The following is a 21,509-nucleotide window of genomic DNA, read 5'->3' on the forward strand; positions in this document are numbered from 1 at the left end:
GGAGCAGGTGAATGAACTCCTCGCGACGAGGGTGTTACCGCGGGTCGGGAGTTGACGGAGGCAGAATGGCCGGCATGAGCCCTCTGTTCGGACGCGATGCCCGCAATGCCCGGAGAAACCCGGCGGATCGGACGGTCACGCTGATCGCCAAGCCCGGCTGCCACCTGTGCGACGACGCCCGGACGGTGATCCGCAGGGTCGTCGACGACCTGGGCGCGCGCTTCGAGGAGAGGGACATCACGCGCGACGAGGAGTTGCACGACCGGTACTGGGAGCAGATCCCGGTCGTCCTCATCGACGGGGAACAGCACACCTTCTGGCGTGTCGACGAGGGCCGGCTGCGGCGCGGGCTGGGCGCCTGAGGGCCCTGGTGCGACAGGTGGGCGATTTGCGCGTGTTCCTCTGGACGCGGGTGCTCGATTACCATCAAGGCGTTTTGTGTAGTGCGGGGGTGCGTGAGTAAGGATGGTGACTGCGTGCTCCCGGGCAGACTTCAGGCGCGCGGCGGCTTCGCCGTGGTCGATCTGGAGGCCACCGGTTCCAGTTCGCGGCGCCACCGGGTGGTCGAGCTGGCCGTGGTGCTCCTCGACAGCGACTTCGGGCACGAGGGCGAGTTCTCGACCCTCGTCGACCCCGAGGGGCCGGTCGGCCCCACCCACATCCACGGCATCGAGCCCCGCCACGTCGAGGCGGTCGGCGCACCCCTGTTCGGGCAGATCGCCCCGAGGCTGCTGGGGCTGCTGCGCGGGCGGGTGCTGGTGGGGCACAACGTCGGCTGCGACCGCGCGTTCCTGGCGGCGGAGTACGCCCGGCTCGGCGTGGAGTTCCCCGTCGTCCCCGAACTGTGCACCATGCGGATGGCCGCGCTGCGGGAGACCGCCCCGGGCGGGCTGAGCCTGCTGGCGTGCGCCGAGGCGGCCGGACTGACCGGCTGGACCGCGCACACGGCGCTGGGGGACGCCCGTACGACGGCCCGGCTCTTCGCCTCGTACGTCCCGGACCACCCGGGTGGACCCGCGCAGACCGAGAAGGCGCTGGCGCGCGCGGCGGTGGTCGAGTGGCCGCAGTTGGCCGGAGCGGACGCGCTGTGGGTGGGGCGCCGGGGTGCGGACCGGGCGCCCGCGTGGAACGTTCCGTCGCAGCAGAAGGTTTCTTATGCCCGTAATGGGGGTGCGTGATGCCGGTCACTTCCCCCGGGCAAATCGGACACCATCTTTGTGCACGCGTTCACAAAGACATAGCCTGGCGTGCACGGGGCGGTCCCAACGACGGGTGCCGCCCGCAGCCCAGCTCTACCCGCAGGAGCATCGTGGCAACTGGCCGAACTCACCGACCGGCGACCCGCAGCCGAGGGATTCCCGAGGCCACCGTCGCCAGGCTCCCGCTGTACCTGCGGGCCCTGACCGCGTTGTCCGAGCGATCGGTGCCCACCGTGTCCTCGGAGGAGCTCGCGGCCGCCGCCGGGGTGAACTCGGCCAAACTGCGCAAGGACTTCTCCTACCTCGGTTCGTACGGAACCCGCGGGGTCGGCTACGACGTCGAGTACCTCGTGTACCAGATCTCCCGCGAGCTGGGCCTCACCCAGGACTGGCCGGTCGTCATCGTCGGCATGGGAAACCTCGGGGCCGCGCTCGCCGGGTACGGCGGCTTCGCCTCCCGGGGCTTCCGCATCGCCGCGCTCATCGACGCGGACGTCCAGCTCACCGGACGGCTCATCGCCGGGCTGCCCGTGCGGCACGCGGACGAGCTGGAGGGCATCGTCCACGACAACCAGGTGTCCATCGGCGTGATCACGACGCCGGCCGGGGCCGCCCAGGAGGTCTGCGACCGCCTGGTGGGCGCCGGGGTCACCTCGATCCTCAACTTCGCCCCGACCGTGCTGACCGTCCCCGACGGGGTCGACGTCCGCAAGGTCGACCTCTCCATCGAGCTGCAGATCCTCGCCTTCCACGAGCAGCGGAAGGCCGGCGAGGAGCTGGAGGGCAGCCTCGCGGCGCCCCCGGTGGCGGCCAAGGCGGCCCGCGACGGCGGCCGCCGTCCAGGACCTGACGGGGACGTCCCCGCCGTGATGCCGGCATGAGCCTCCTCGTCGTCGGACTGAGCCACCGCACCGCCCCCGTCAGCGTCCTGGAGCGCGCGGCGCTCGGTGAGGACACCAAGGGCAAGCTGCTGCTGGACGTCATGGCCGCCGAGCCCGCCGGTGAGGCCGCGGTGCTGTCCACCTGCAACCGCATCGAGCTGTACGCGGACGTCGACAAGTTCCACGCCGGTGTCGCCGAGCTGTCCACGCTGCTGGCGCGGCACAGCGGGGTCGGTCTCGACGAGCTGACCCCGCACCTGTACGTGCACTACGAGGACCGGGCCGTCCACCACCTGTTCTCGGTCGCCTGCGGCCTGGACTCCATGGTCGTCGGCGAGGGCCAGATCCTCGGCCAGATCAAGGAGACCCTGGGGCTCGGCCAGGAGCTGCACACCGCGGGCCGGTCCCTGAACGACCTGTTCCAGCAGGCGCTGCGGGTCGGCAAGCGCGCGCACTCCGAGACCGGGATCGACCGGGCCGGGCAGTCGCTGGTCACCTTCGGCCTGGAACAGATGGCCGAGGCCGTCGGCGGCGTCCCCTTCGAGGAGTGGGGCAAGGGCAAGCGCGCCCTGGTCGTCGGCGCCGGCTCGATGAGCTCGCTCGCCGCGGCCACCCTCGCCCGCGCGGGGGCGGGCGAGATCGTGGTCGTCAACCGCACGCAGGAGCGCGCCGAGCGCCTCGCCGAAAGCGTCGGCGGCCGCGCCGCGTCCATGGAGGACCTGGCCGGCGAGCTGTCGTACGCCGACATCGTCGTGTCCTGCACCGGGGCGACCGGCCTGGTGCTCACCGCCGACACCGTCGCCCGCGCCACGCTCTCCCGGGCCCTGCGCTCCGGCGGCGAGACCGTCGCGCCCATCGGGATGCTCGACCTCGCCCTGCCGCGCGACATCGACCCGCTGGTGCACTCCCTGGACGGCGCCCACGTCACCGACCTGGAGACCATTGCCGCGGCCGCTGCCGACGCCCCGATGGCCGCCGACGTCGACGAGGTGCGAAAGATCGTTTCCGCTGAGGTGGCCGCCTTCGGTGCCGCCCAGCGTGCCGCGCACATCACGCCGACCGTCGTCGCCCTGCGCGCCATGGCCGCCGACCTGGTCGCCACCGAGCTGGCGCGCCTCAACGGCCGCCTCCCCGACCTGGACGAACGGCAGCGCGCGGAGGTCACCCAGACCGTGCGCCGCGTCGTCGACAAACTCCTGCACGCGCCTACTGTGCGGGTCAAGCAGCTCGCGGGCGAGCCCGGCGGGGCCGGGTACGCCGACGCGCTGCGTGAACTCTTCGACCTGGACCCCCAGGCGGTCGCCGCGGTCAGCAGGGCCGACTCACCGGGCACGCCGGTGATCCCCTCCGCGGCCGTCCCGCCGGCGGTGTCGGCTGCTTCAGCAACGAGTGACTCGAATCGAGGGCGGGCATGACGAGCCCAACCGCACTGAAACTGGGAACCCGGCGCAGCGCGCTGGCGCTGGCGCAGTCCGGCATGGTGGCCGAGCAGGTCCGCCGGATCACCGGCCGTGACGTGGAGCTGGTGGAGATCACCACCTACGGTGACGTCTCGCGTGAGCACCTGGCGCAGATCGGCGGTACCGGCGTCTTCGTCTCCGCCCTGCGCGACGCGCTGCTGCGCGGCGAGATCGACTTCGCCGTCCACTCCCTCAAGGACCTCCCGACCGCCGACCCCGAGGGCCTCACCCTCGCCGCGGTCCCGCTGCGTGAGGACCCGCGCGACGCGCTGATCGCGCGCGACGGCCTCACCTTCGAGCAGCTGGCCGCCTCCCCCCGGGGCGCCCGCATCGGCACCGGCTCGCCGCGCCGCATGGCGCAGCTGAACGCCTGGGCCCGCTCGATGGGGGTGCGCGTGGAGACCGTGCCGATCCGCGGCAACGTGGACACGCGCATCGGATATGTTGCCTCAGGCGACCTCGACGCCGTCGTGCTCGCCGCTGCCGGACTCAGCCGGCTGGGCCGCCTCGCGGAGGCCACCGAGCTGATCTCCTGCGACGTCGTGCTGCCCGCTCCCGGACAGGGGGCGCTGGCCGTCGAGTGCTCTGCGGACGACGCAGGGCTCGCCGGCGTGCTCGCCGAGCTCGACGACCCGTTCACCCGGGCCGCCGTGACCGCCGAGCGCGCACTGCTCGCCGCCCTCGAGGCCGGCTGCTCCGCGCCCGTGGGCGCGCTGGCCGACCCCGTCGTGGACGGGCAGATCACCGAGCTGCGCCTGCGCGGTGTCGTCGGGACCACCGACGGCTCCTCGCTGGTGCAGATGTCCATCACCGGTCCGACCCCCGCCTCCCGGGACGAAGCCGTGGCCCTCGGCCACGAGCTCGCCACCGAGATGCTCGCCAAGGGTGCGGCCGGTCTTATGGGGGAGCGCGAACTTTGAGCCCCACCGCCGCCGCAGCGACCAACACGACCGCAGACGCCACCGCGGCCGGGCCGGCAGGACCGGCCGGAACGGCAGGCAGTACGGGTACCGCGGGAACCGCGGGCCACACCGGGACCGCGGGCACGGGTACGCCGCGCTCCGCCCACGGGCACGTCACCTTCCTCGGTGCCGGGCCCGGTGACCCCGGGCTGCTGACCCTGCGCGCCGTCGAGGCGCTCGCCCACGCCGACGTCCTGGTCGGCGACCAGCACGTACTGGACGTCGTACGGACCCATGCCCGGCCGGGCGTGGACACGGCGCAGCCGGGCGACGCCGAGGGGGAGTTGAGCCCTTCGGCCGCCGCGGCCAAGCTTTTCATGGCCTCCGCGCGCACCGGCAAGCGGGTCGTCCGTGCGATCGCGGGCGACCCCGGACTCGACGCCGCGGCCGCCACCGAGATGCTCGCCTGCGCGCAGGCGGGCATCCCCTTCGAGGTCGTCCCGGGCGTGGCCGCGGCCGTGGGCGTGCCCGCGTACGCCGGCGTGCCGCTCAGCGGCGACGTGCGGTTCGTGGACGCCGCGACCGCGTCCGGACGGTGCTGGAGCGAGGTGGGCACGAGCGACGCGACCCTGGTCGTCTCCACCACCCTGCAGACCGTCGCCGCCAACGCGGCGGAGCTGGTCTCGGGGGGCCGCAAGCCGGACACCCCGCTGACCGTGACCGTCGCCGGTACGACGACCCGCCAGCGCACCTGGTCGGCGACCCTGTCGACGATCGCGGCCGAGCTGAAGGCGACGAAGGCGCTGCCCACCCCGGAGGGCCCGATCGCGGCGATAGCCGTGGTCGGCGAGCCGACCACGCGGCGCGACCTGCTCTCGTGGTTCGAGACCAAGCCGCTGTTCGGCTGGAAGGTGCTCGTCCCGCGCACCAAGGAGCAGTCCGCGTCCCTCTCCGACCAGTTGCGCTCCTACGGTGCCGTGCCGCACGAGGTGCCCACCATCGCGGTGGAGCCGCCCCGTACGCCGCAGCAGATGGAGCGCGCGGTCAAGGGCCTGGTCACCGGACGGTACGAGTGGATCGCCTTCACCTCGGTGAACGCGGTCAAGGCCGTCCGCGAGAAGTTCGAGGAGTACGGGCTCGACGCGCGTGCCTTCGCCGGGATCAAGGTCGCGGCGGTGGGCGAGCAGACCGCCCGGGCGCTGGTGGACTTCGGCGTGAAGCCGGACCTGGTGCCCAGCGGCGAGCAGTCCGCCGCGGGCCTGCTGGAGGACTGGCCGCCCTACGACCCCGTCTTCGACCCGATCGACCGGGTCTTCCTGCCGCGCGCCGACATCGCGACGGAGACCCTCGTGGCGGGCCTCGTGGAGCTCGGCTGGGAGGTCGACGACGTCACCGCCTACCGGACCGTGCGGGCGTCGCCGCCGCCGGCGGAGACCCGTGAGGCGATCAAGGGCGGCGGGTTCGACGCGGTGCTGTTCACCTCGAGCAGCACGGTGCGGAACCTGGTCGGCATCGCGGGCAAGCCGCACAACGTGACCGTGATCGCCTGCATCGGCCCGGCCACCGCGAAGACCGCGGAGGAGCACGGGCTGCGGGTGGACGTGATGGCCCCGGAGCCGTCCGTCCACGCGCTCGCGCAGGCGCTGGCGGACTTCGGCGTCCGGCGGCGCGAGGCGGCGATCGCCGCGGGCGACCCCGTGACGCGTCCCAGCGAGCGCCGTCCCGGGTCCCGGCGCAGGGCCCGCGTCTGACCGGACCCGGCCGTGTTCTCCGTGCCCCCGGCTCCCTCCGTGGAGCCGGGGGCCGTCGCGTTCCGGGGCCGACACCGGGTCGGCATGAGCACGGCGCACACGGGCGTACCGTGGAACGCGGAAACGGCCCGGGACGGAGAAAGGCGCGGCGCGGTGATGAGCGGAAACGGAAGCGGATACGGTCAGTTCCCCGGTACGAGGCCTCGCCGGCTGCGCACGACGCCCGCGATGCGCCGCCTCGTCGCGGAGACCCGGCTGCACCCCGCCGAGCTGATCCTCCCGGCCTTCGTCCGCGAGGGCATCGACGCGCCGGTGCCGATCTCCGCCATGCCGGGCGTCGTCCAGCACACCCGTGACACCCTCCGCAAGGCCGCCGTGGAGGCGGCCGAGGCGGGCGTGGGCGGGATCATGCTCTACGGCGTGCCGCTGGACGAGAAGAAGGACGCCGTGGGAACGCCCGGCACGGACCCGGACGGGATCCTGCAGGTGGCGATCCGCGACGTGGTCGGCGAGGTCGGCGACGCCCTGGTGGTCATGTCCGACCTCTGCCTGGACGAGCACGTCGACCACGGCCACTGCGGCGTGCTGGACGCCGAGGGCCGGGTGGACAACGACGCGACGCTGGAGCGGTACGCGGAGATGGCCCGGGTCCAGGCGGACGCCGGAGTCCACGTCGTCGGCCCCAGCGGCATGATGGACGGTCAGGTCGGCGTGATCCGGGGTGCCCTGGACGCCGCCGGGCACCAGGACGTGTCGGTGCTGGCGTACACGGCGAAGTACGCGTCGGCGTTCTACGGGCCGTTCCGGGAGGCCGTCGGATCCTCGCTCAAGGGCGACCGCAAGACCTACCAGCAGGACCCGGCGAACCTGCGGGAGTCGCTGCGCGAACTGGCGCTGGACGTCGCCGAGGGCGCCGACATGGTGATGGTGAAGCCCGGGCTGCCGTACCTGGACGTGGTGGCGAAGGTCGCCGAGTCGGTGGACGTGCCGGTGGCGGCGTACCAGGTCAGCGGCGAGTACGCGATGGTCGAGGCGGCCGCCGAGCGCGGCTGGATCGACCGCGACCGGGCGATCATGGAGGCCCTGACCGGCATCCGCCGCGCGGGCGCCCAGCTGATCCTCACCTACTGGGCGACCGAGGTGGCCGCGCAGCTCTGACGGCTCCGACGGCTCTGACGGCTCTGACGGTGGCCCATCGGCCGCCGTCAGGGCCGTCTTCGCGCACCGGGCGCCGCTCCCGGTGAACAGCCGCGCCGGGCAGGCGAGTCCGGTCATGGCCGCGATCGGCGGCAGAGCGCCGGGACGCCCCACCTGACCCGCTGTCACCCCTCGCCAAGCGGGTCGCTTCCCCGCGTGCATCGCCGGTACTGCCGTTCGGCAGGTGAGGCAACGTGCCGCGGTGCCCGTGCCGTTCGGGTCCGGTCGGGGCGTGATCGGCGGCAGAGGAGTGATCATGCTCGGCCGGGTCTGCAGCCGGGGCGGTCACCTGCCGAAGGAGGGGTGGCGGCGCTCTTCCCGCCTGCTCGGGCGTGGTGCCTTCAGATGATCGCGCGCAGGACGCGGAAGCGGACGGCGTGGTTCCAGGCTGCGCGGCATTTCATTACATCAAGTGTCTTTGGTCGCGATTCGGACTTAACGGCTGATGTGGGTGGCAAATTCACAGCAAGTCCACAGCAGGCGGAGGCGCAAGGGCCTCCGCCGTGAAAGGAGAACCGCGATGCGGATTCCCCGATTCGCCGCCGCGCTGGGCGTCGCGGCCGCCGTCCTTCTGGGCGGGGCCGGTGCCGCCGGCGCCGCAGCGCCGCCACCGGCGGCGGTGTCGCACACGACCCAGGCGACAAACGACCGGGGCGGCGAGTACCGGCACGACGGTGACCGCGGCCGGGGCGGCGAGTACCGGCACTACGGTGACCGCGGCCGGGGCGGCGAGTACCGCCGTGACCGGGGGCGTTACGGCCGCTGGTACCACCGCCACCACCGGCACCACCCCCGTTGGCACCACCGCCACCACCGTCACGACCACCGCTGGCACTTCCACCGCTGAGCGGTACTGACCGGGTCGTCTCGGGGGTGTCCTTCCACCGCGGGGAAGGACACCCGTACCTCGGGTCCGGCAGGGAATCCCTCTAGTCCCACCAGAAGGACCAGGTGGGCACGCCCACCAGGGACTCGGCGTACGCACGGAGCGAACCGCTGCCCTGGGTGATGTTGTCCGGGCAGAAGGCGAAGTGCTCGGCGGCCACGGCCTCGGCCTCCCGCACGGTGGCCGGCGGCGCGGCCACGGACAGCACGAGCACGTCGAAGGCGAGGGCCACGACGCGCACGCCGAAGCGCTCCTCCCAGGAGCGCAGCACCGAACAGAGCCGGGCCACGTCGTTCTCGTGGTTGCACGGCCCCGTCCAGCCGATGGCCGCGGGGACGTCGGCGCTGCGCCGGGCGGGGACGAGGGCCGCTCGGGGGTCCTTGAACCACCCCGCCTCGACCACGGTCGCGGCGACCTCGGCCGCCCTGACGTCCGGGTCGGCCTCGAACTCCCGCGCCGGGGCGAGGCCGGGCCACGCCCGGCCGAACGGGGCGACCAGGTCCGCCGCGTCCTCGTCGGGGGCCGCGTCCTCGTCGTCCTCGTCCTCGTGGCCCCAGAAGTCGGCCAGCACCTCGTCGGCGTCGTGGTCGCCCGGGTAGGACATCATCCCCGGGTCCAGTTCCGCCGTGGCAGGCAGCGCCGCGTCCATGGAGAGCAGCACCGGGTGCAGTCCCGCCGTCATGCGCGCGGGGAGCAGCCGTTCCCAGGAGCCGGGCCCGGCGGTCTCCTCCGCGTGCCAGAGCAGCGGTTCGGGCCACCGGCCGTCGCTCGTGGCGTCGACGAGCGTGCCGGGCGGGAGGTCGAGGCCCAGGGACCGGCCGTCCGGGTCCTGTGCGAGCTTCGGGAGCTGGTTGGGGAGCATCGCCATGGGCGTGAATGTAGGGGTGCCCACTGACAACGGCGGCCCCGGGGGGAGTGCCGACTCCCGCCGGGGCCGCCGTCGTACGGACGCGGGGCGCGTCAGAGGCGCTCGGGCGTGCGGATGCCGAGCAGCGCCATCCCCTGGCTCAGGGTGCGGGCGGTCAGGTCGCAGAGGAAGAGGCGGTTCTCCTTGACATCGGGAGCCGGCTCGGGCTTCACGACCGGGCACTGGTCGTAGAAGGTCGTGAACGCCGAGGCCAGCGCGTAGAGGTACGAGGCCAGCTTGTGCGGCTCGTACGTCTCCGAGACGGCCGCCAGGGTCTCCGCGAACTCGTCCAGCAGCAGGCCGAGCGCCCGTTCGGCCGGGGCCAGCGGCAGCTCGGGGTGGGCGGCCGGCTTCGCGTCGCCCGCCTTCCGCAGGATCGACTGGATACGGGCGTACGCGTACTGCAGGTACACGCTGGTGTCGCCGTTGAGCGAGACCATCCGGTCCAGGTCGAAGACGTAGTCCCGGCCGAGCGAGGTCGACAGGTCGGCGTACTTGATCGCGCCGATGCCGACCTCCTTGGCCCGGTCGGCGACCTCCGCGTCCGTCAGCTCCGCGGACTTCTCCCGGATGACGGTCGCGGCCCGCTCCACGGCCTCGTCCAGCAGGTCCACCAGGCGGAACGACTCGCCGGACCGGGTCTTGTACGGCTTGCCGTCCTTGCCGAGCAGCGCGCCGAACGGGATGTGGAGCGCCTTGACCTCGTCGGTCAGCCAGCCGGCCCGCCTGGCCGTCTCGAAGACCATCTTGAAGTGCAGCGCCTGCCGGAAGTCCACGACGTACAGGAGGGTGTCCGCGTGCAGGTCCGCGGTGCGGTTGCGGATCGCGGACAGGTCGGTCGCGGCGTAGCCGAAGCCGCCGTCGGCCTTCTGCACGATGAGCGGGACCGGCTCGCCGTCCTTGCCCTTGACGTCGTCGAAGAACACGCACAGCGCGCCGTTGGAGCGCACGGCGACACCGGACTTCTCCAGCAGCTCGCAGGTCTCGACGAGCATGTCGTTGTAGCCGGACTCGCCGACGACGTCCTCGTCGCGGATCTCGATGTCGAGCTTGTCGTAGACCGAGTTGAAGTAGATCTTCGACTCGTCCACGAACCGCTGCCACATCGCCAGCGTCTCCGGCTCGCCCGCCTGCAGGTCCACGACCCGCTTGCGCGACCGGGTCTTGAAGTCGTCGTCGGAGTCGAACACGGCCCGCGAGTCCTTGTAGAGCCGGTTGAGGCGCGACATGGAGGCCTCGCCGGCCTCCTCGCCCGCGTCGGACGCGTCGTGGTCCAGCTCGTGCGGGTGCTCCACCAGGTACTGGATGAGCATGCCGAACTGGGTGCCCCAGTCGCCGATGTGGTGGCGCCGGATCACCGTCTCGCCCTCGAACTCCAGGATCTTGACGAGCGCGTCGCCGATCACGGAGGACCGCAGGTGGCCGACGTGCATCTCCTTGGCCACGTTCGGCTGCGCGTAGTCGATCACCGTGACGCCGGGCGTGGCCTTGGCGGGCACGCCGAGCCGGTCGTCGGCGGCCCGGGCGGCGAGCGTCCGGGTGATCGCGGAGTCGGCGACGGTGATGTTGAGGAAGCCGGGGCCGGAGACCTCGACGGAGGAGATCAGCCCGTCGTCCGCCGGGAGGGCGGCCACGACCTCGGCGGCCAGCTCGCGCGGGTTCGCCTTGTTCCGCTTGGCGAGGCCCAGCACACCGTTGGCCTGGAAGTCGGCCCGGTCGCTACGTCGCAGCAGCGGGTCGGCACCGAGGGCGTCAGCGACGCGCTGCTGGATCGAGGCGGAAAGCGAGTTGACCGAGGCCATGGGATGGGTGCTTCCTGAGAGGGATCGGAGATCAACCCTCAGTATCCCACGCGCTACCACTCATTTTTCTCTGGGACAATTGCCGGGTACCGCGCTACCCGCTGCACAGGTGGAAGGAAGTCGAGACAGTGGCTCAGAGCACCGAGGCCGACTGGGTCGCCCGCTTCGCGGACGACGTCATCGCGGAAGCCGAGCGGCGGGCTCCGGGCAAGAAAATCGTCGTCGCCTCCGGGATCAGCCCCTCCGGGCCGATCCACCTCGGCAACCTGCGCGAGATCATGGTCCCGCACCTGGTCGCCGATGAGATCAAGCGGCGCGGCGTGCCGTGCGAGCACATCCTGTCCTGGGACGACTTCGACCGTTACCGCAAGGTGCCGGCCGGCTACGACCCGTCCTACGCGGAGCACATCGGCAAGCCGCTGACCTCCGTGCCCGCGCCCGAGGGCAGCCCGTACGAGACGTGGTCGGACCACTTCAAGGCCCCGTTCCGCGAGGCGCTGGCGGCGCTGGGCGTCGAGGTCACCGAGATCAGCCAGACCGTCGAGTACACCTCCGGCACCTACCGCGAGCAGATCCTGCACGCGATGCGCGAGCGCCGGCGGATCGACGAGGTGCTCGGCCGCTACCGGACGAAGAAGAAGGGCGGCGAGGAGCAGGACGACGAGGAGGCCTCGCTCGCGCAGGCCCCCGAGTACTTCCCGTACAAGCCCTACTGCTCGGCCTGCGACAAGGACCTGACCACGGTCGTCGCCTACGACGACGACACCACCGACCTCACCTACGAGTGCCAGGCCTGCGGCAACCGCGAGACGGTGCGGCTGAGCGAGTTCGACCGCGGCAAGCTGGTCTGGAAGGTCGACTGGCCGATGCGCTGGGCCTTCAAGGGCGTGGACTTCGAGCCCTCCGGCGTGGACCACCAGTCGCCCGGCTCCTCGTGGATGGTCGGCCAGCAGCTCGTCCGCGAGATCTTCGGCGCCGAGCCGCCCATCGGCCCGATGTACGCCTTCGTCGGCATCAGCGGCATGGCCAAGATGTCCAGCTCCAAGGGCGGCGTGCCGATCGCGGCCGACGCCCTGCAGATCATGGAGCCGCAGCTGCTGCGCTGGCTGTACGCCCGCCGCCGGCCGAACCAGGCGTTCAACATCTCCTTCGGCGACGAGATCTCCCGCACCTACGATGAGTGGGACGCGCTGGAGCGCAAGGTCGCCGAGGGCACGGCCGCCCCGGTGGACCTCGCGGTGCACTCGCGGGCCGCGCGCACCGCGAGCGGTGAGCTGCCCACCACCCCGCACAAGCTGCCCTACCGCACCCTCGCCTCGGTCGTGGACATCACGACCGGGGACGAGGAGCAGACGCTGCGCATCCTGCGCGACTTCGACCAGGAGCAGCCGCTGGCCTCCCTGGACGAGGCCCGGCCGCGACTGGACTGCGCCGAGCGCTGGGTGAACACCCACGTCGAGCCCGAGGCCCGCACCCGGGTGCGTACCGAGCCCGACGCGGAGGCCCTGGCGGCGCTGTCCGGCGAGGAGCGGGAGGCGCTGAAGCTGCTGGTGGACGGGCTGCCCGAGCACTGGTCGCTGGACGGGCTGACCACCTTGGTCTACGGCGTGCCGAAGGTCCAGGCCGGCTTCGCGCCCGACGCCAAGCCGACGCCGGAGATGAAGGTCGCCCAGCGGTCCTTCTTCGCCCTGCTCTACCAGCTGCTGGTCGGCCGGGACACCGGGCCGCGGCTGCCCACGCTGCTGCTGGCGGTGGGTCAGGACCGCGTGCGGGAGCTGCTCGCGGCGAGCTGAGCCGGACTCAGATGTGACGGCGGCGGGTGGCGATGCCACCCGCCGCCGTCGTCGTGCGGGCCGGCGAATATTCGAACGCGGCGGTGAGCGGCGCGCGCTATGGTCATCGGGCGCGGGGCGGCTCACGGTGTGCTTCCTTCTCTCACTTTCCCTGAACCAGGGCACCGGCTTCCCGCCCCGCCCACGCAAACCGGCTCACCGGCCCGGACATGGGGACCGGGCACGGGACCGGGTCCCGGGCGGCTCCCGGGCGTGCTTCCTTCTTCTGCGAAGTCGCTTTCCGCGATGGATTTCAGCGCGCCCAATTCCCGCCCCGCACATCGACCAGGGGGAGACAAGGATGTCCACGGCCACGACCGCAGCCACCTCCACCGCGCCGCGCACGCTCGCGGCCGTACTGCTCTCCCGCCGCGGAGCCGTCTACCTGCCGGCCGCCCAGGCGGAGTCGTCGTTCGACGCCGTCGCGGGCGTGGCGCTGCTGGAAGCGGACCTCCTCGACCGCGGTCACCTGATGGCGCCCGCGCTGCGGGCCGCGCTCACCGAGCGGAGCGAGGCCGCGCTGACCGCGGCCGGGCGGGCCCTGCTGGCCGACGTCGACCAGGCGCTCGGCGCCGACCGGCCCCACGAGCCGCTGTTCCGCGACTTCCCCACCAGCACGCCGCGGGACACCTTCGCCTTCTACGTCGACCGTGTCCTCACCCTGCTCTTCCAGCACCCGGAGCAGCCCTGCGTGCTGTGCGGCACGGAGGGCGCCGTCCACGCGGTCTCGCCCTGCGCGCACCTGGTGTGCCGGTCCTGCTTCGACGGCGCGGACTTCTCCGCGTGCCCCGTCTGCCACCGCCGGATCGACGCGGACGACCCCTTCCTGCGACCGCGCCGGCCGCGGCGCTTCGGCGGGCTGCGACGCGCGTTGCCCGAGCGGCTGCGCGTGCTGCAGTACGGCGGCGACCTCGCCGCCCGGGACGCGGACGCCACGGAGGAGATCCGCGGGCTCCTCGCCCGTACCGGCGCCCTGGGCCCGCAGGACGCCGACGACCTCACGGCCCTGCTGGAGACCCGCGACCGGGCCGCCCCGGCGTGGCTGCCCGAGCAGATCCCGGGCCGGGAGACCAAGGCCCGGGTGCTGGCCTGGCTGCTGGCCGATCCCGCCGCGTACGAGACGAGCCTCCCGGCCGTCGCGGCCCGCGTCGACACCGCGACGGACGTGCTGCGGCTGCTCGCCGTGCGCTCGGGCGGCGACCCCGGCCTGGTCGACCTGCCGCGCTTCGGCGCGGTGCCGAGGCCGCTGCGCCGCGCCTTGCTCGGGGTGCTCGACGGACTCGCTCCGGACCTGGTCGCACAGGACATGCGCCGGCACCGGCACGCCTGGCTGCGGGCGGCGGAGCTCCTGCACCCCTTCGAGCACGCGGGCCGTTTCGCGCGGGCGGCACTGGCCGTCGCGGCGCTGCGCGACACCCGGCTCGCGGACGGCGACGCGCTGACCGCGACCCTGCGGACGGCGGCCGACGGCGCGCCGCGGATCGACGCGACGGGGACGACGGTACGGGTGCACGGCTGGGCGGGCCGGGTCGAGGCCGCGCTGGACGCCATGGACGTACCGGCGGCCGTCGCGCTGCTGGGCCGGCGGCCGGGCGAGTTCGTACGCCGGCTCGACCACCTGCTGCGGCTGTCCGAGGCCGCGGAGGCGGACGTGGTGCTGTCGGCGCTGGAGACGGCGGTGCCCCGGGTGTCGCCCGCGGTGCTGCTGTCCGCGCTCGGCGCCCTCCGCAGCCGTCCGCACGCGGACGGCACCCGGGTGTTCTTCCCGAAGGGCGGCAGCGCCAAGGCGCACCTGGCGGACGACGACCGGCTGCCGATCGCGGCCGACGTGGTCGGGAAGGCCGTGGCCGTCCTCCACGCCGAGGTGCTGCGGCGGGCGGCGGAGCGGGAGGCGGTCGACGTCGCCGTCGTGGACGCGGGCCTTGACGGCCTGATCGCGCCGTTCACCGAGCGCACCGCCTCACGCGCCCTGGTGACCCTGCCGCGCGGCAGCGAGCTGCCCGTGCCGGACGGGAGGACGGTCCGGCTGTTCCTGCACTGGATGGAGAGCGAGCGGTCCGGACGGACCGATCTCGACCTGTCCACCGCCCTGTTCGACGCGGAGTGGAACCCGGTCGGCCACTGCGACTACACGCGCCTGCGGTTCGCGGAGGACGCCGCCGTGCACTCCGGCGACCTCACCAGCGCCCCCGCGCCGCAGGGCGCCAGCGAGTTCGTCGACCTCGACCTGGACAAGCTGGCGGACGCCGGGGTCCGCCACCTGGTCGCGGTGGTCTTCTCGTACAACAACGTCCCCTTCGAGGACCTGGCGGAGGGCTTCGCCGGGCTCATGGCGCGCGACGAGCCCGGGGACGCCGGGCCGGTCTTCGACGCACGCGCCGTGGAGCAGCGCTACGACCTGACCGGACGGGCCCGCGCGAGCGTGCCGCTGGTGATCGACGTGGCGGCCCGCACGATGCGGTGGCTCGACGTGGTCAAGGGCGTCACCGGCACCGGCCACTGCGTGGCGCGGCACGGCGACGACCTCGCCGCGCTCGGCAAGGCCCTCACCACTGTGTTCGCCTCCGGGGCCCGCGTGGGGCTGGGCGAACTGGCCGTCTGGCAGGCCGCGGCGCGCGCCGCGACGGTCCTGATCCGGCACGCGGACGGTTCCACGACCGCCTACCGGCGCCGGGAGGCCGAGTCCGCGGCGGAGTTCGCCGCGCGGATCGGGACCCCGTCCGGCGACCCGGCGGACGGCGCCGTGCCGGAGGCGGCCCGGCTGGCGTACCTGCTGCGCGGCGACGTCGCCGTGGCCGAGGGCGGCGAGGTGTTCGCGCTGCACCCGGCGGCCCTCGACGCGGCGAAGGCGCGGCTGCTGTCGGCGTCCGACGTGGTCGCCTCGCTGGCCCCGGCCCCGGCCGCCGGCTGAGGCGCTACGACGCGTACTGGCCGTCGAGTTCGAGGCGGCGGCGCAGGTCGCGGACGTAGGGGCGCAGTGTGCTCTCGCTGAGGGGGCCGCCGTTGGGGCTGGAGATGCCGTACCGGTCCTGCAGGATCAGGCCGAACTGGCGGGCGTTGGGGAAGTTGCCGAACTGCTGGTGGTAGGCCCGGAAGGCGCGGTCGTATATCTCCTCGCGGGAGGTGTCCTCCGTGACGGGCTCCGGCTCCGGCTCGGGGTAGTAGTCCGGGTCGGGCTCCGGGGCGAACTCGCTGCGGGGAGTGGGGATCACGCCGTTGCCGTCGGCGAGGGCGCGGCGTCGGTTCCCTGCGCCGACCGGGGCGGTGATCGGGGCGGTGACCGGGTCGACCGCGGGGGCGGGCGCCTGGTACGGCTCCGGTGCCTGGTACGGCTCGGGTGCCGGTTCCGGCGCGGGAGCGGGGGCCCGGTACGGGACCTGCGGTTCGGCCAGGACCGGTTCGGGGGCCGGTGCCGGGGCCGGGACGGGCTCCTCGGGTGCGGGCGCGGGTGCCGGTGCGGCCTCCGGTGCGGCCTCCGGGGCGGGCAGCGCGGCGACGGCGGGGGCCGGCAGCTCGATGCCCGCCGCGGCGAGGCCGATGGCGGCGGTCTGCTCCATCGGCACCCCGTACCGGGCGAGCTTCAGCGGCATCAGGGCCTCGACCGGGGCCTTGCGGCGCCAGGCGCGGCCGTAGCGGGCGCGCAGCCGGGCCCGGTAGACGAGACGTTCCTGCTCGACCCGGATGACCTCGTCGTAGCTGCGCAGCTCCCACAGCTTCATGCGCCGCCAGAGGCGGAAGGTCGCGAACGGCGCCAGCAGCCAGCGCGCGAGCCGGACCGACTCCATGTGCTTGTCGGCGGTGATGTCGGCGACCCGGCCGATCGCGTGCCGGGCCGCCTCCACCGAGACGACGAAGAGGATCGGGATGATGCCGTGCATCCCGACGCCGAGCGGGTCGGGCCAGGCCGCCGCGCCGTTGAAGGCGATCGTCGCTGCCGTCAGCAGCCACGCCGTCTGGCGCAGCAGGGGGAACGGGATGCGCAGCCAGGTCAGCAGCAGGTCGAGCGCGAGCAGGACCACGATCCCGGCGTCGATGCCGACCGGGAAGACGTTGGCGAACCAGCCGAAGCCCTTGCGCAGCGCCAGCTCGCGCACGGCCGCGTACGAGCCCGCGAAGCCGATCGCGGCGATGACCACGGCGCCCGTGACGACCACACCGATCAGGATCCGGTGCGTCCGGTTCATGCGTATCGCGGACACCCGCGACCCTCCCAGGCTCGGAAACTGGCCTGCCCAGCCTGCCACACGGGGCAACGGGCAGGTTGCCCAAACGTGGTGAATCGGTACAGCGGATCCCGCAGTTGTTACGCGTTCGCCGCCGCGACCGCGGCGGCCGCCTCCTTGGCCGCCTTGAGCGCTCCGGACCTCAGACCGGACTCGGCCGGGGTCTTCGCGTCCTCGAGGCCCGCGCCGTTGTAGGTGAGCACCAGCACGGCGTTCCCGGTGCGGGCGACGACCGTGACGTCCCGGTACTCCTCCTTGTCCTTCTTGACCGACGAGGTGACCGCGGTGCCCGCGTCCCACACGCCGTCCACCGTGACCGGCGTGCTCTTGGCGCCCTTCGCCTTGCCGGCTTCGGCGACCTGCTCGGCGTAGCGCTCCTTCGCCTGCTCCTCGGCCGAGCCGAGGCCCGCGACCGCGTCGTAGCGCTGGAGCGAGACGTCCAGCCAGCGGTACTGGTAGCCGTCCAGGCCGTTCCAGGAGCAGCCGCCGCGCTCGTCGCGCTCGGCCGAGTGCGCGGGGGTGCCCGCCGGCTTCTTGGCCTTCGGAACCAGGGACTTGACGGTCTTGGCGCCGATGACCCGGCACGGGTCGGGGAGTTCGGCGTACCTGGCGGCGACGGCGCTGGGCGACGGTGACGCGGACTTCGACGCGGGGGCGGATGCGGCCGCCTTCTGCGCGTCGTCCTTCGACGAGTCCGAGCCGGAGGAGCAGCCGGCGACGAGCATCACCGGCACGGCCGCGCCGACGAGCAGGCGGGCGAGGTGCGGGGCTGATCGGTGCATGGGTCCTTCGCTCATTTCGGTGCGTGTCATGTCATGGCACAAACGGCCAGACTACGCGCTTCGCCTCATTCGTCGAGTTGATCTGCGAGCTCCGCCGCGACCTGGCGGGCCCCCAGCTGCAGCTCCTCGCTGGGCGGTTCGACCGATTTGTCCGTTGACCACTGCGAGAGTTCGACGGTGACCAGGACGTTCGCCATGCGGAAGACGACGGTGACGTCGCGGTGGAGTCCGGGGCCCTGGTCCTTGAGGACGTCGTCGAGGAAGGCCCCGTCGCCGAGGTCGTCCAGGGTGCGCGGGGCGGTCTCGCCGGTGGCCGTCACGGACGGCGAAGGGGAGTCCGGAACCGCCGGGCTCCCGGCCTGCGAGCTGGGCTGACCCGCGGTGGCCGACGCGGACGCGACGGCGTCGGCCGGCGCCGCGGCGGCCGGGATGTGGGCCTCCGCGGCCCGGCTGTCGTAGTCCGCCGTGGCCTGGCTCTCGTCGCTGACGGATGTGTCGTACGACACGACGCGCTCGAGGTCGATCCGGAGGTAGCGGTTGCCGAGGTCGGTGCGGCCGGTCCACTTGCAGCCCACCTTGCGGTCCGTGTCGAACGTCACGGTCGCCTCGCCCGCGTCGTCGTCCGCGTCCGGGACGAACTTCCCGAGGGTGTCCGCGGCGACCGAACCGCACGGCTCGGGCAGCACCCGGTAGCGGCCGGGCGGGGCCGCCGGGGTGGACTGCCTGCCGTCCGCGGTGTCGCCGTTGCGTGCGCCGTCCCCGGAGCCGCCCGACCCGCTGCACCCGGCCAGTGCGGCGACGGCGAGCGCCGTCGTGCACGCCGCGGCCAGCAGGCCCCGGATCCGGTGGACGCGGTCTCCCGTTGGCTGCACTGAGGTGGCCCCTTCCTCCGGCGGTCGTCCGGCGCCCGCGTAAATCCCTTGGCGGGGGTGGGCGACGGGTAGACACAATGTCTACCGCACGCGCTGCGGCCGTCGCCGGATCATGGGGCTGTATGGCTGACTTCACCCTTTATTTCGCTTTCCATTAAGACGTGTTGTTTGTGTTGCCTTGATGGATTCCACCGTCCGACCCAGGGGGGAACGAGATGTCGTACACCGAAGTGCCCGGAGTGCAGGTACCGATCCGCATGTGGACCGACCCGGCCGCGGTCGAGGGCGTCGCCATGCAGCAGTTGCGCAACGTCTCCTCGCTGCCGTGGATCAAGGGACTCGCCGTCATGCCCGACGTCCACTACGGCAAGGGCGCGACGGTGGGCTCGGTGATCGCGATGCACGGCGCGGTCTGCCCGGCCGCGGTCGGCGTGGACATCGGCTGCGGCATGAGCGCGGTGCGGACCTCCCTGACGGCGAACGACCTGCCCGGTGACCTCTCGCGGCTCCGCTCCAAGATCGAGCAGGCCATCCCGGTCGGCCGCGGCATGCACGAGGAGGCCGTCGACCCCGCCCGGCTGTACGGCCTGCCCTCGGCCGGCTGGGACCGCTTCTGGGACGGCTTCGACGACCTGGCCGAGCCCGTCAGGTTCCGGTACGAGCGCGCGACGAAGCAGATGGGGACGCTCGGCTCCGGCAACCACTTCATCGAGGTCTGCCTCGACGAGGAGGGCGCGGTCTGGCTGATGCTGCACTCCGGTTCGCGGAACATCGGCAAGGAACTCGCCGAGCACCACATCGGCGAGGCCCAGAAGCTGCCGCACAACCAGGGCCTGGTCGACCGCGACCTGGCCGTCTTCGTCGCGGACACCCCGCAGATGGCGGCCTACCGGCGCGACCTGTTCTGGGCCCAGGACTACGCGAAGCGCAACCGCGCGATCATGATGGCCCTGTTCCAGGAGGTGCTGCGGCGCGAGTTCCGCAAGGCCAGGGTCACCTTCGACGAGGTCATCTCCTGCCACCACAACTACGTGGCGGAGGAGCGCTACGACGGCATGGACCTGCTCGTCACCCGCAAGGGCGCGATCAGGGCGGGCAGCGGCGACCACGGCATCATCCCGGGCTCCATGGGCACGGGTTCGTACATCGTCCGCGGGCTCGGCAACACCGACGCCTTCAACTCCGCCTCGCACGGCGCGGGCCGCAAGATGAGCCGCAACGCGGCGAAGAAGCGGTTCTCCACGCGGGACCTGGAGGAACAGACCAAGGGCGTCGAGTGCCGCAAGGACTCGGGCGTGGTGGACGAGATCCCGGGCGCGTACAAGCCGATCGAGAAGGTGATCGAGCAGCAGCGGGACCTCGTGGAGGTCGTCGCGAAGCTCAAGCAGGTCGTCTGCGTCAAGGGTTGAGCCCGGGCGGGTGGGTCCGGGGCCGTGCGCGGCCGCCGGACCCGCCGGTCCCACGGCGACGGTGGGTGCAGCGGTGACGCCCCCGCCGGGCGGTTACGGCTCCCGGTGCACCCGGTGCTGGGCGGCCTGGGCACGGGGGCGGACGACCAGCAGGTCGACGTTGACGTGGGACGGGCGGGTGACCGCCCAGGTGACCGTGTCGGCGATGTCCTCGGAGGTGAGGGGCTCGGCCACCCCCGCGTAGACGGCGGCGGCCTTCTCCTCGTCGCCGTGGAAGCGGGTGAGCGCGAAGCCCTCGCTCTTGACCATGCCGGGGGCGATCTCGATCACGCGGACCGGCTCACCGAGCAGCTCCAGGCGGAGCGTGCCGGCGAGCGCGTGGGTGCCGTGCTTGGCCGCGACGTAGCCGCCGCCGCCCTCGTACGGGGTGAAGGCGGCGGTGGAGGAGAGCACGACCACGGTCCCGTCGCCGGAGGCGATCAGCCCGGGCAGGAACGCCTGGACGGTGTGGAGCACGCCGAGGACGTTGACCTCGTACATCGTGCGCCACTCCTCGGGGTCGGCGGTGGCGACCGGGTCCGCGCCGAGGGCACCGCCGGCGTTGGCGAACAGGACGTCCACCCGGTCCAGCGAGGCGGCGAGCGCGTCGACGGCGCCGCGGTCGGTGACGTCGAGGGCCACGGCGGCGGCCGAGTGGCCCGCGGCGGTGATCTCCTTGGCGAGCGCCTCCAGGCGGTCTGCGCGGCGGGCGGTGAGCACGACGTGGTAGCCGGCTTCGGCCAGCCTGCGGGCGGTGGCGGCACCGATGCCGCTGCTCGCGCCGGTCACGACTGCGGTACGGGGGCTCATGGTCGTGCTGCCTTTCGCCGGTCGGGAGGTCGGGAGGTCGGGAGGGGCAAGTGCCCGCCTACGCTTGCAGCATAGGCGCGGTGGTGCCGAGCGCTCTCAGGGCGGTCCGCCGGGTGAACCACGGAAGGAACACCGGCTCCCCGCCGCTGAACTCGGCCGCCCGTACCGTGCCCGGCGGCCGTCAGCTGCGGATGCCCGCGGTCGGCCGGGTCATGTGCCCTGCCTCCCCGGCCCACGCGGTGAGGGCGGCGTCGTGGTCGCCGCCGGCGGCGCCGTCGGCGGCCCAGGCGACGTAGCCGTCGGGGCGTACGAGCAGCGTGGTGCGGCCACCGTCCGTACGGGTGACGTGGACGGCGCGCGCGTCGGCGGGTCCGGCCGCCGCGCCCTCGGGGGCGACGAGCACGAAGCGGCCGGCGCGCAGGGCCTCGTACAGCCGGCCCTCCCGCAGCGGCAGGTCGGGGGGGACCCTGCCTGCTAGGGGCTGAGCCGGCCCCCCACATCCCGCGTCTGGGTCGCCTGCCTGCTCAGCCTTTTAAAAAAAAAAGCAAAACACACGA

17 protein-coding genes and 1 pseudogene are annotated in these 21,509 nt (G+C 73.1%); 11 read left to right on the plus strand and 7 right to left on the minus strand.

The window, feature by feature from the left end:
- Positions 1–65 precede the first annotated feature (65 nt).
- From PV341_RS21155 to PV341_RS21190, 8 genes are all read left to right on the plus strand, one after another.
- On the plus strand, positions 66–362 hold the full coding sequence (locus PV341_RS21155) for a glutaredoxin family protein (RefSeq protein ID WP_499513266.1): 297 nt from the start codon (positions 66–68) through the stop codon (positions 360–362).
- Positions 363–476: 114 nt separating this feature from the next.
- Entirely contained in the window at positions 477–1,178 is a 702-nt protein-coding gene (locus PV341_RS21160) for a 3'-5' exonuclease (protein WP_500329423.1), read from the plus strand.
- Positions 1,179–1,309: 131 nt separating this feature from the next.
- Complete coding sequence (locus tag PV341_RS21165) at positions 1,310–2,080, plus strand: redox-sensing transcriptional repressor Rex (RefSeq protein WP_499513268.1); 771 nt, start codon at positions 1,310–1,312, stop codon at positions 2,078–2,080.
- Complete coding sequence (locus PV341_RS21170) at positions 2,077–3,495, plus strand: glutamyl-tRNA reductase (protein WP_500329424.1); 1,419 nt, start codon at positions 2,077–2,079, stop codon at positions 3,493–3,495. Before PV341_RS21165 ends, PV341_RS21170 begins: the two co-directional genes overlap by 4 nt.
- Positions 3,492–4,460 carry a hydroxymethylbilane synthase gene (gene hemC / locus PV341_RS21175; protein WP_500336370.1) on the plus strand — a complete coding sequence of 323 codons (969 nt, stop codon included), beginning with the start codon at positions 3,492–3,494 and terminating at the stop codon, positions 4,458–4,460. Before PV341_RS21170 ends, hemC begins: the two co-directional genes overlap by 4 nt.
- On the plus strand, positions 4,457–6,193 hold the full coding sequence (locus PV341_RS21180; protein ID WP_500329426.1) for a bifunctional uroporphyrinogen-III C-methyltransferase/uroporphyrinogen-III synthase: 1,737 nt from the start codon (positions 4,457–4,459) through the stop codon (positions 6,191–6,193). Before hemC ends, PV341_RS21180 begins: the two co-directional genes overlap by 4 nt.
- Before the next feature lie 156 nt (positions 6,194–6,349).
- On the plus strand, positions 6,350–7,351 hold the full coding sequence (hemB, locus tag PV341_RS21185; RefSeq protein WP_500358711.1) for a porphobilinogen synthase: 1,002 nt from the start codon (positions 6,350–6,352) through the stop codon (positions 7,349–7,351).
- 559 nt (positions 7,352–7,910) lie between these two features.
- Positions 7,911–8,237, plus strand: a complete 327-nt coding sequence (locus PV341_RS21190) for a hypothetical protein (RefSeq protein ID WP_500329429.1) — start codon at positions 7,911–7,913, stop codon at positions 8,235–8,237.
- Between the two features lie 82 nt (positions 8,238–8,319).
- On the opposite strand, the gene PV341_RS21195 is transcribed toward PV341_RS21190, so the two are convergent.
- Together PV341_RS21195 and argS are read right to left on the minus strand one after the other, a co-directional pair.
- Positions 8,320–9,144 carry a DUF4253 domain-containing protein gene (locus PV341_RS21195; protein ID WP_500358712.1) on the minus strand — a complete coding sequence of 275 codons (825 nt, stop codon included), beginning with the start codon at positions 9,142–9,144 and terminating at the stop codon, positions 8,320–8,322.
- Between the two features lie 92 nt (positions 9,145–9,236).
- Complete coding sequence (argS, locus tag PV341_RS21200; protein ID WP_500329431.1) at positions 9,237–10,985, minus strand: arginine--tRNA ligase; 1,749 nt, start codon at positions 10,983–10,985, stop codon at positions 9,237–9,239.
- Positions 10,986–11,113: 128 nt separating this feature from the next.
- Here argS and lysS point away from each other — a divergent pair, with 128 nt between their 5' ends.
- Complete coding sequence (gene lysS / locus PV341_RS21205; protein ID WP_499513276.1) at positions 11,114–12,778, plus strand: lysine--tRNA ligase; 1,665 nt, start codon at positions 11,114–11,116, stop codon at positions 12,776–12,778.
- Between the two features lie 340 nt (positions 12,779–13,118).
- Entirely contained in the window at positions 13,119–15,728 is a 2,610-nt protein-coding gene (locus tag PV341_RS21210) for an MXAN_6230/SCO0854 family RING domain-containing protein (protein ID WP_500358713.1), read from the plus strand.
- Between the two features lie 4 nt (positions 15,729–15,732).
- Here PV341_RS21210 and PV341_RS21215 read toward each other — a convergent pair whose 3' ends face one another.
- The 3 genes from PV341_RS21215 to PV341_RS21225 form a co-directional block, all read right to left on the minus strand.
- Complete coding sequence (locus PV341_RS21215) at positions 15,733–17,001, minus strand: DUF2637 domain-containing protein (RefSeq protein WP_500329539.1); 1,269 nt, start codon at positions 16,999–17,001, stop codon at positions 15,733–15,735.
- A 119-nt stretch (positions 17,002–17,120) separates the two neighbouring features.
- Positions 17,121–17,822: a DUF3558 family protein gene (locus tag PV341_RS21220; protein WP_500329433.1), complete on the minus strand. Its 702-nt coding sequence runs from the start codon at positions 17,820–17,822 to the stop codon at positions 17,121–17,123.
- A 65-nt stretch (positions 17,823–17,887) separates the two neighbouring features.
- On the minus strand, positions 17,888–18,694 hold the full coding sequence (locus tag PV341_RS21225) for a hypothetical protein (RefSeq protein WP_500329434.1): 807 nt from the start codon (positions 18,692–18,694) through the stop codon (positions 17,888–17,890).
- A 215-nt stretch (positions 18,695–18,909) separates the two neighbouring features.
- Between PV341_RS21225 and PV341_RS21230 the strand changes: the two genes are divergently transcribed.
- Positions 18,910–20,103 carry an RtcB family protein gene (locus PV341_RS21230; protein ID WP_500329435.1) on the plus strand — a complete coding sequence of 398 codons (1,194 nt, stop codon included), beginning with the start codon at positions 18,910–18,912 and terminating at the stop codon, positions 20,101–20,103.
- A 93-nt stretch (positions 20,104–20,196) separates the two neighbouring features.
- Here the strand turns inward: PV341_RS21230 and PV341_RS21235 are convergent, their stop codons facing one another.
- Positions 20,197–20,952 carry an SDR family NAD(P)-dependent oxidoreductase gene (locus PV341_RS21235; protein ID WP_500329436.1) on the minus strand — a complete coding sequence of 252 codons (756 nt, stop codon included), beginning with the start codon at positions 20,950–20,952 and terminating at the stop codon, positions 20,197–20,199.
- A 181-nt stretch (positions 20,953–21,133) separates the two neighbouring features.
- Positions 21,134–21,421, minus strand: a pseudogene (locus PV341_RS21240) (aromatic-ring hydroxylase C-terminal domain-containing protein); the annotation flags it as partial.
- Positions 21,422–21,509 lie beyond the last annotated feature (88 nt).

It is taken from the genome of Streptomyces sp. PA03-1a (assembly GCF_033792805.1).
Classification (GTDB): Bacteria; Actinomycetota; Actinomycetes; order Streptomycetales; family Streptomycetaceae; genus Actinacidiphila.